Annotated in this window: 6 protein-coding genes, 2 tRNA genes and 1 pseudogene; 5 read left to right on the forward strand and 4 right to left on the reverse strand. The window is 68.3% G+C overall.

Features of this window, described 5'->3' with window-relative positions; translation table 11 throughout:
* Both ACH13J_RS17760 and selD read left to right on the forward strand, forming a co-directional pair.
* Nucleotides 1-252 (forward strand): annotated as a pseudogene (locus tag ACH13J_RS17760) (FAD-binding domain-containing protein); the annotation flags it as partial.
* 107 nt (nucleotides 253-359) lie between these two features.
* Nucleotides 360-2,498 carry a selenide, water dikinase SelD gene (selD, locus tag ACH13J_RS17765; RefSeq protein ID WP_397544688.1) on the forward strand — a complete coding sequence of 713 codons (2,139 nt, stop codon included), beginning with the start codon at nucleotides 360-362 and terminating at the stop codon, nucleotides 2,496-2,498.
* On the opposite strand, the gene mnmH is transcribed toward selD, so the two are convergent.
* On the reverse strand, nucleotides 2,480-3,535 hold the full coding sequence (gene mnmH, locus ACH13J_RS17770) for a tRNA 2-selenouridine(34) synthase MnmH (RefSeq protein WP_397544689.1): 1,056 nt from the start codon (nucleotides 3,533-3,535) through the stop codon (nucleotides 2,480-2,482). The two genes, selD and mnmH, sit on opposite strands and share 19 nt — an antisense overlap.
* 225 nt (nucleotides 3,536-3,760) lie before the next feature.
* Here mnmH and ACH13J_RS17775 point away from each other — a divergent pair, with 225 nt between their 5' ends.
* Together ACH13J_RS17775 and ACH13J_RS17780 are read left to right on the forward strand one after the other, a co-directional pair.
* A complete protein-coding gene (locus ACH13J_RS17775) occupies nucleotides 3,761-5,374 on the forward strand; it encodes a GMC family oxidoreductase N-terminal domain-containing protein (protein ID WP_397544690.1) in 1,614 nt (537 codons plus the stop codon).
* Nucleotides 5,371-6,543, forward strand: coding sequence for an enolase C-terminal domain-like protein (locus ACH13J_RS17780; RefSeq protein WP_397544691.1), 1,173 nt, complete (start codon nucleotides 5,371-5,373; stop codon nucleotides 6,541-6,543). The genes ACH13J_RS17775 and ACH13J_RS17780 overlap by 4 nt, the downstream gene beginning before the upstream one ends.
* A 342-nt stretch (nucleotides 6,544-6,885) precedes the next feature.
* Here ACH13J_RS17780 and ACH13J_RS17785 read toward each other — a convergent pair.
* From ACH13J_RS17785 to ACH13J_RS17795, 3 genes are all read right to left on the reverse strand, one after another.
* Nucleotides 6,886-6,975, reverse strand: a tRNA-Ser gene (locus ACH13J_RS17785).
* A 171-nt stretch (nucleotides 6,976-7,146) separates the two neighbouring features.
* Nucleotides 7,147-7,222: transfer RNA gene (locus ACH13J_RS17790), tRNA-Ala, on the reverse strand.
* Nucleotides 7,223-7,311: 89 nt separating this feature from the next.
* Nucleotides 7,312-7,632 (reverse strand): TIGR02300 family protein, encoded by a 321-nt coding sequence (locus ACH13J_RS17795; protein WP_397544692.1) that lies wholly within the window; start codon nucleotides 7,630-7,632, stop codon nucleotides 7,312-7,314.
* Nucleotides 7,633-7,748: 116 nt separating this feature from the next.
* Between ACH13J_RS17795 and ACH13J_RS17800 the strand changes: the two genes are divergently transcribed.
* Nucleotides 7,749-8,081: YgjP-like metallopeptidase domain-containing protein (locus tag ACH13J_RS17800; protein WP_397544693.1), on the forward strand; the 333-nt coding region annotated here is incomplete at its 3' end.

Here is an 8,081-nt window from a genome sequence, read left to right on the forward strand (position 1 = left end):
GACTGGGCCGAGGCGATCATCGCCGCGGCACGGGCGGCGGGCGTGCGCGCCGTCGTGACCGGCTATGCCCCGGTCGGGCCGGTCGCCGAGCGCCTGTCGCGGGTCCAGCCTGCGCTCGAAGCGGCCGGGCTGTCGCTGCACCGGATCCGCCGGCGTTATGATGCGCTGGTCTGGCCACACGCCACGCGCGGCTTCTTCGCCGTCAAGAAGAAGATTCCCGACCTGCTCGCCGCCCTTGACATCGCAACCTGATCGCGCCGATCTGCGCGCACCTGCCGGCTTTTGCGCACGGGGCCGGTCACGAAACGCCGGGCGCCCGCCAGGGGGAATGCCACCGGCCGGCGCCAGAGGGTATCGCGATGCAGACCAGTTCCATTCCCGCGACGCGGGACCTCGTTTTGATCGGCGGCGGGCACACACATGCCCTCGTTCTGAAACGCTGGGCGATGGATCCGCTGCCCGGCGCGCGGGTGACACTGGTCAATCCCGGCCCCACGGCGCCCTATTCGGGAATGCTGCCGGGACACGTTGCCGGCCACTACACGCGCGAGGCGCTGGATATCGACCTGGTTCGGCTGGCGCGGCGCGCCGGCGCGCGCCTGGTTCTGGGCCGCGCCTGCGGCATTGACACGACCGCGCACTGCGTACGGGTCGAGGGGCGCCCCGATATCTGCTTCGACGTCGCCTCGATCGACATCGGGATCACCAGCGCGATGCCCGATCTGCCGGGTTTCGCCGAGCACGCCATGCCCGCCAAGCCGCTCGGGCCTTTCGCCACCGCATGGACGGCATTCCGCGCGGGGCGTGGCCCGGCGCGCCTCGTCGTGATCGGCGGCGGCGTCGCCGGGGCGGAACTCGCGATGGCCATGGCGCACGCCATGCGCAAGGACAGCCGGGCGGCGGACGTCACGCTGCTGGAGCGTGACCGCGCCTTTGCCGCGCTTGGGGGGATGGCCGCCCGGCGCCTGCGCGCCGCGCTCTCGCGGCAGGGCGTCACGCTGCAAGAAGGCACCGCGCCGGCCCGCGTTACCTCCGAGGGCGTCGTACTGGACGATGGCCGGATCCTGCCGGCCGATTTCGTCACCGGCGCGGCCGGCGCACGTCCGCATCCGTGGCTGGCCACCACCGGCCTGACCGATGAAAGCGGTTTCATACCGGTGGATTCACGCCTGCGCAGTTCCGTCCCGACGATTTTCGCCGTCGGTGACTGCGCGGCGATGACCGCAACACCGCGCCCGAAGGCCGGTGTCTATGCCGTGCGTCAGGCGCCCGTGCTGTGGAACAACCTGCGCTGCGCGCTGGCCGGGACGGGCGGGCAGCGACCCTATCGGCCGCAGCGCGATTACCTCAAGCTCGTCTCGCTGGGCGGGCAATCCGCGCTCGGGGAACGTTTCGGCATCGCCCTCGCCGCGCCGTGGCTGTGGCGGCTCAAGGACCGCATCGACCGCCGTTTCATGGACGGCTTCGCACGGGATCGCCGTGCCGCGCCCCCGCCCCTGCCATGGCCACGCGCCGCTGGCGCTGCCGAGGCGCAAGGCGGCAAGCCTTTCTGCGGCGGCTGCGGCGCCAAGGTCGGGGCGGCCGCGCTGAACCCGGCGCTGCAGAGTACCGGGGCGCCCGGGCTGGGCGACGATGCGGGCCTGCTGGTGACGGGCGGCATGCGGCAGGTCATCAGCACCGATCACCTGCGCGCCATGGTCGATGATCCGGTCACCATGGCCCGGATCGCCGCCGTTCACGCGCTGGGCGACATCTGGGCGATGGGCGCGGCCCCGCAGGCCGCGCTGGCCTCGGTCATTCTGCCGCGGCAGTCGCCGCGGCTGGCCGAGCGCGCGCTGACCGAGATCATGCAGGCCGCGCGCCACATGATCACCGATGCGGGCGCGGACATCGTCGGCGGCCACAGCACGCAAGGGGACGAGCTGACCATCGGCTTCACGGTGACCGGGATCTGCCAGCACGCGCCAATCACGCTGTCAGGCGCATCGCCGGGCCAGCCCCTCGTGCTGACCAAACCCATCGGCAGCGGCGTCATCATGGCAGCAGAGATGGAGGGCAGGGCCCGGGGCGCCGACGTGGCCACCGCGCTGGACTGGATGGCGCAACCGCAGGGCGGCGCGGCCGACGTGCTTGCCGGGGCCACGGCCATGACCGATGTCACCGGCTTCGGGCTTGCCGGGCACCTGTCCGCCCTTTGCGCCGCCTCCGGCGTCGGGGCCGAGCTCTGGTCCGGGGCGGTGCCGCTGATGGCCGGCGCGCTGGAGCTGTCGGCGGGCGGCGTGCGGTCGTCGCTCTTCGCGGAAAACGCCCACGGCCATCCCGCCGCGGCCGATGACGCGCGACGCGCACTGATGTTCGACCCGCAGACCGGCGGCGGCCTGCTCGCCGCCGTTGAGGGCGACCCCGAAGACCTGTTGACGCGGTTGCGCGCCGCGGGCTACCGGGCGGCCGTTATCGGCCGCACGACAGGGCATCGCGGTCAGGTCGATATCGTCTGAAGCGCCGCCTCGATCCGCGCTGCGGTGTCGTCCAGCGCCACGGGCGTCAACGCATCGGTCGCGACGGTCGCCGCCACCCGGCGCCGCGAGTCGCGGGCGGATTTCTCATAGGCGGGGTCGTAATGGTCGGCTGCAAGCGCCCGGCACAGCGCGACGCGGTCACCCGAATCGATCAGCCCGAACCAGCCGTCGACCACCGCGTGCCCCCGAAAGCGCCGCAACGGCGCCAGCTTGGCCTTCAGCGCCGCACCATCGGCCAGCACATCGGCATAGGCCCCGGCAAGATAGCGCGCCCGCGCCTCCAGCGGGGCCGTCACCTCGATCGACGGCGCGGCGCACATCGCCTGCCACAGCGACGGCGGCAGGTTGAGGGCGCCGATCTTGCTGCTCTCGGCCTCCACGATCACGGGCCGCGCCGGATCGAGACGCCAAAGCGCGCTGGACAGCGCGGTTTCGAACGCCTTCTGGCTCGGCTGCACGCGGCCGAGGCCACCGAGGATGGAGCCGCGGTGCCGCGCCAGATCCTCGAGGTCCAGCACCTGAACGCCGCGGCGCTCCAGAAGCGTCAGGAGCTCGGTCTTGGCCGTCCCTGTGTATCCGCCCAGCTGCACCAGCCGGTGACGCAGTGGCGCGTCATAAAGCGCCTGCACGATCAGCCGGCGGAACGCCTTGTATCCCCCCTCCACCGTTTCCGCGCGCCATCCGATTTCGCGCAGCATCCAGGCAAAGGCGCCCGACCGCTGCCCGCCCCGCCAGCAATAGACGAGCGGCCGCCAGCCGCCGTCATGCGCGCTCAGCGCCGTCTCGACGTGATGCGCCGCATTGCGGAACACCAGTGCCGCCCCGATCTTGCGCGCGCGAAAGGGCGATTCCTGCTTGTAGATCGTGCCGACCCGTGCGCGCTCCGCGTCATCCAGGACCGGCAGGTTGATCGCACCGGGGACGTGATCCTCGGCGTACTCCGAGGGGCTGCGGACATCTATCACCGCATCGAAATCATGCGAGAACACGTCGGCCAGGCCGGTAAGGGAGATCATGCCCGCGTCTTATCCCGTCGCCCCCCAACATGAAAGCCCGCGCTGCAAGGCGCAGGTGAGGGCACTGCACGACAAGATCGCGACGGACGTGGTGGCCCACAAAGACGCTTCGCGACGGCGCCGCGAAGCCCCGCGTTCGCGAAACCGATTGAAGACACCGGGGCGGTTTTGCTACGCGGTCGTGCCAGACCTTTCTGACAGGGCTCATGCAGCCGGGAGCGACGTGTGAACGATTACGATTACATCATCGTCGGCGCAGGATCGGCCGGTTGCGTTCTCGCGGAGCGATTGAGCGCGTCGGGGCGCCACAGGGTTCTCGTGCTGGAAGCGGGAAATCGGGGCAGGTCACCGTGGATCGGACTGCCGATCGGGTATGGAAAGACGTTTTTCGACCCCCGCGTGAACTGGAAATACGAAACCGAGGCCGAAGAGACGCTCGGCGGTCGAAAGGGATACTGGCCGCGGGGCAAGGTGGTCGGCGGGTCGGGCGCGATCAACGCTCTGGTCTATGCCCGCGGGCTGCCGCGGGATTTCGACGACTGGGAAGCCGCGGGGGCGACGGGCTGGGGCTGGTCGACGGCCCTGGAGACCTATGAAGCGATGGAAACGCGGTCTGACGCTGACGGCACGCGACGGGGAAACGGCCCGCTGCACGTGCAGGATGTGGCGGACCAGATCCACCCGGCCAACCGGCACTTCTTCAACGCCGCGCGGGAACTTGGTCATCCCGTCACCGCTGACATCAACGGCACCGGCAGCGAAGGCGCGGCGGCCTACCGGATCAACACCAGCGGCGGGCGCAGGATGCACTCTGCCCGCGCCTTCCTCGCCCCTGCCCTGAAGCGGGCGAACGTCACCCTGATAACCGGCGTTCTGGTCGAACGGATCGGGTTTTCAGACGGCCGCGCTGTCACGGTTCATGCCCGCCAGAACGGGCAGGCCGTTTCGTATCGAACAAGGGGCGAGATCATCCTGTCGGCGGGGTCGATCACGTCTCCGCGCTTGCTGCAACTTTCGGGCATCGGCCCTGCCGAGTTGCTGAAATCCCACGGGATCACGCCGCTGGTGCATGCACCGCATGTCGGCGGCAATCTGCAGGATCATCTTGGCATCAACTACTATTTCCGCGCCACCGAACCCACGCTGAACAATGCCCTGCGTCCTTTCACGGGCAAGCTGCGGGCGGCGATCCGGTATGCCCTGGCCCGGCGCGGACCATTGGCGCTGTCGGTGAACCAGTGCGGTGGCTACTTTCGCTCTGCACCGGGTCTCGGCCAACCCGATCAACAACTCTACTTCAACCCTGTCACCTATACCACGACGCCCAAGGGCAAGCGCACCGTGGTACAACCCGATTCCTTTCCCGGCTTCATGCTTGGGTTCCAGCCGGCGCGCCCCACCAGCCGCGGACGCATTGACATAAGTGCCAACGCCGCGGATGCGCCGCCCGTGATCCGGCCCAATTCCCTTGCAACCGAGAAAGACGTCGAGCAGGTCATCGCGGGTGGCAGGCTTTGCCAACGCCTGATAAACACCGCGGCCTTGCGGCAACTGGTGGACAGCGCCATGGAGGCCGACCTGACGAGCATGAATTCCCAGGAGCTGCTTGCCGATTTCCGGCAAAGAAGCAGCACCGTTTTTCACCCCGTCGGCACCTGCCGCATGGGGGCGGAGCCCGAAAGCTCGGTGGTGTGTCCGCGGCTGAAGCTGCACGGCATGGACGGGCTGCGGGTGGTCGACGCTTCGGTGTTTCCCAACATTACCTCCGGCAATACCAACGCACCGACAATGATGTTGGCCCATCGCGCGGCCGACCTGATCCTGCAGGACGCGGCATGAGCACCCCCTATTCCACCTCTGGCGCCGTGCCGCGCAGCCATGATCCCGGCCGCGAGGATAATGGCCCGCGCATCCGAAGGATCGAGACATTCTGCACCCCGTTGATCGGCTTTGTCCGTGTCACGGCCGAGGACGGCTCGAATGGATGGGGCCAGGTCGCGACCTACAACAGCGATCTCTCCTGCGAGATACTGCACCGCCAAGTCGCACCCTGGACGCTGGGGCGCGGGACAGACGCGCTCGAGGCCGTGATCGGCGAGATCCCCTTGCGCGAGCACAAGTTTCCCGGCAGTTACCTGCGCCGCGCGATGGCGGGGCTGGACACGGCGGTATGGGATTTGCGCGGCAAGGCCACGGGCAAGCCCGTGACTGAATTGCTCGGCGGATCCGCCGGACCGGTCCGCGTTTACGCCTCTTCGATGCGGCGCGACATCGCGCCAAAAGACGAGGCGGCGCGCCTGGCGGCCCTGCGCGACCGGGACGGCATCGATGCCTTCAAGGTGCGGGTCGGGGCGGAATGCGGCGAGGACCGCGATGAATGGCCCGGGCGGACGGAGGCGATCATTCCCGCCATCCGGCGGGCGATGAGCGACGACGCGGCGCTGCTGGTCGACGCCAATTCTGGCTTCGGCACCGCCCGCGCCATCGAGGTGGGCAAGATGCTCGAGGACAATGACTACGAGCATTTCGAGGAACCCTGCCCCTACTGGATCCTTGAGCAGACGGCCGAGGTTACGCGCGCGCTGAACATCGATGTCGCGGGCGGCGAGCAGGACTGGGACCTGCAGCAGTGGAAAAGGATGATCGCGATGCGGGCGGTGGACATCCTCCAACCCGATATCCTGTACCTTGGCGGCATCGTGCGCAGCATGGAGGTGGCGCGGATGGGCCACGCCGCCGGCCTGCCGTGCACCCCCCACTGCGCGAACCTTTCTCTGGTGACCCTGTTCACGATGCACATGCTGCGCGCCATTCCCAATGCCGGCCGCTATCTCGAGTTCTCCATCGAGGGGCCCGACTATTACCCTTGGCAACGCGACCTGTTTCGGAACGATCCATACCGGGTCAGCGACGGCCAGGCTGTTGTCACCGACGCGCCCGGCTGGGGGGTCGAGGTCAATCCCGAATGGTTGGCCAAATCCGCGTACAAGTGCAGCGAACTCGACTGACGCAGGTCGTCCGCGGGCATCCGAGACATAACGGGCCGTGAACTACGCACACCCCTGGCTTCGGAACCAGGCCAATCCCGGTCAGTGGTGCCTGATGAGGCGGCGGATGGTGTCGGTCATGCCTGGTAGCTGCGGGCCGGCCGGCCCACTCAGCGCACTAACAGCGTGTCAACCTGGAGGAGCTTGTCGTATAAGCGGGGCCACGAAGTTCGGCGGGACACTTCATGTCAGCCGCCCGCCAAGCTGACCCGCCCAAGCGGGCGCGATGCACTCCGGAATGCACCCCGCGGAAAGAAAGACCCATTTCCTTTCCAACCACAAAAATCCAAAGTTTAAGCGTGATGGCGGAGACGAAGGGATTCGAACCCTCGAGACCCTTTCGGGCCTACTCCCTTAGCAGGGGAGCGCCTTCGACCACTCGGCCACGTCTCCGCCGATCCGTCTAACGGTGTTGACTGCGGAAAACAAGGCGGAATTGGCAGGGATATCGGGCCGGATACGGCACGCGCCCCGGTCATGCCGCGCCCAGCGGGGCGCATGCATGCACCGGCGCGCTGCACCCGAGTGGGAAGCCGGCACAAGGTCTGGATGTGACACGGGAAATGGTGGAGCCTAGGGGGATCGAACCCCTGACCTCTTGCATGCCATGCAAGCGCTCTCCCAGCTGAGCTAAGGCCCCGTTTGGCGGCGCCCGTTCCGGATCGCCGTGCGCCGGTATCTAGGCAAAGCGCCCGGCGGGATCAAGCGGAAAATCCCGCCGCGCGGGCCTCAACTCTCGTTGTCCTCGTTGGACACGTCGGCGATGTCGTCCAGCGACACGTTGTCATCGTCGTCATCCTCGAGCACGTCGTCGCCGAGATCGACATCGACATCATCCTCCAGCACGTCCGAATCGACGTTGGAGTCCGAGGACTTCGCCTTCTTGGTCTCGGCATCCTCCGTGTCGGCGGTGATCGACCGGGACTTGCCGGTATCGACCTCGACAACCTCGCCGGTATAGGGGCTGACGATCGGATTCTTGTTCAGGTCGTAGAAGCGCTTGCCGGTGGTCGGGCAGACGCGCTTCACGCCCCATTCTTCCTTGGGCATGGGAAATCCCTCTTGCAACTCTCGAGTCTTGCAGACGATCCGCGCCACCTGCCATAAGCGGTGTAAGGTGTCAAAGCCTTTGCGCAGGGCCGCGCGGGGCGTCACGGCGAGGGCATATGGGCCATCACGTTCTTCCCGGCAACCCCCCGGTTGCCCTGACCCTGCGCCGCTCGGCGCGGGCGCGGCGGATTTCGCTGCGCGTTTCGGGGCTGGACGGGCGCGTGACGCTGACGCTGCCCCGCGGCGTGGCGGAGGATGAAGCGCTGGCCTTTGCCCGGGACAAGGCCGGCTGGCTGCGCCGCCAGCTCGGCAAGCGGCCCGAGGATGTCCTCGTCGGCCCGGGGGCGGAAATCCCGTACCAAGGCCGCCTCATGCGGATCGTCAGCGGCCCCGGGCGCGGCGTGCAGCAGGCGGGCGGCACGCTTGTCGTGCCCGGCCGGGCCGAGGCC

The sequence above is a fragment of the Roseovarius salis genome (assembly GCF_044472985.1).
GTDB lineage: Bacteria > Pseudomonadota > Alphaproteobacteria > Rhodobacterales > Rhodobacteraceae > Roseovarius > Roseovarius salis.

Excerpts from the sequence above, each read along its gene's own strand:
- ACH13J_RS17795 (WP_397544692.1), bottom strand. The coding sequence starts at position 7,632 with ATGCCCAAGGAAGAATGGGGCGTGAAGCGCGTCTGCCCGACCACCGGC.
- selD (WP_397544688.1), top strand. The coding sequence starts at position 360 with ATGCAGACCAGTTCCATTCCCGCGACGCGGGACCTCGTTTTGATCGGC.
- mnmH (WP_397544689.1), bottom strand. The coding sequence starts at position 3,535 with ATGATCTCCCTTACCGGCCTGGCCGACGTGTTCTCGCATGATTTCGAT.
- ACH13J_RS17780 (WP_397544691.1), top strand. The coding sequence starts at position 5,371 with ATGAGCACCCCCTATTCCACCTCTGGCGCCGTGCCGCGCAGCCATGAT.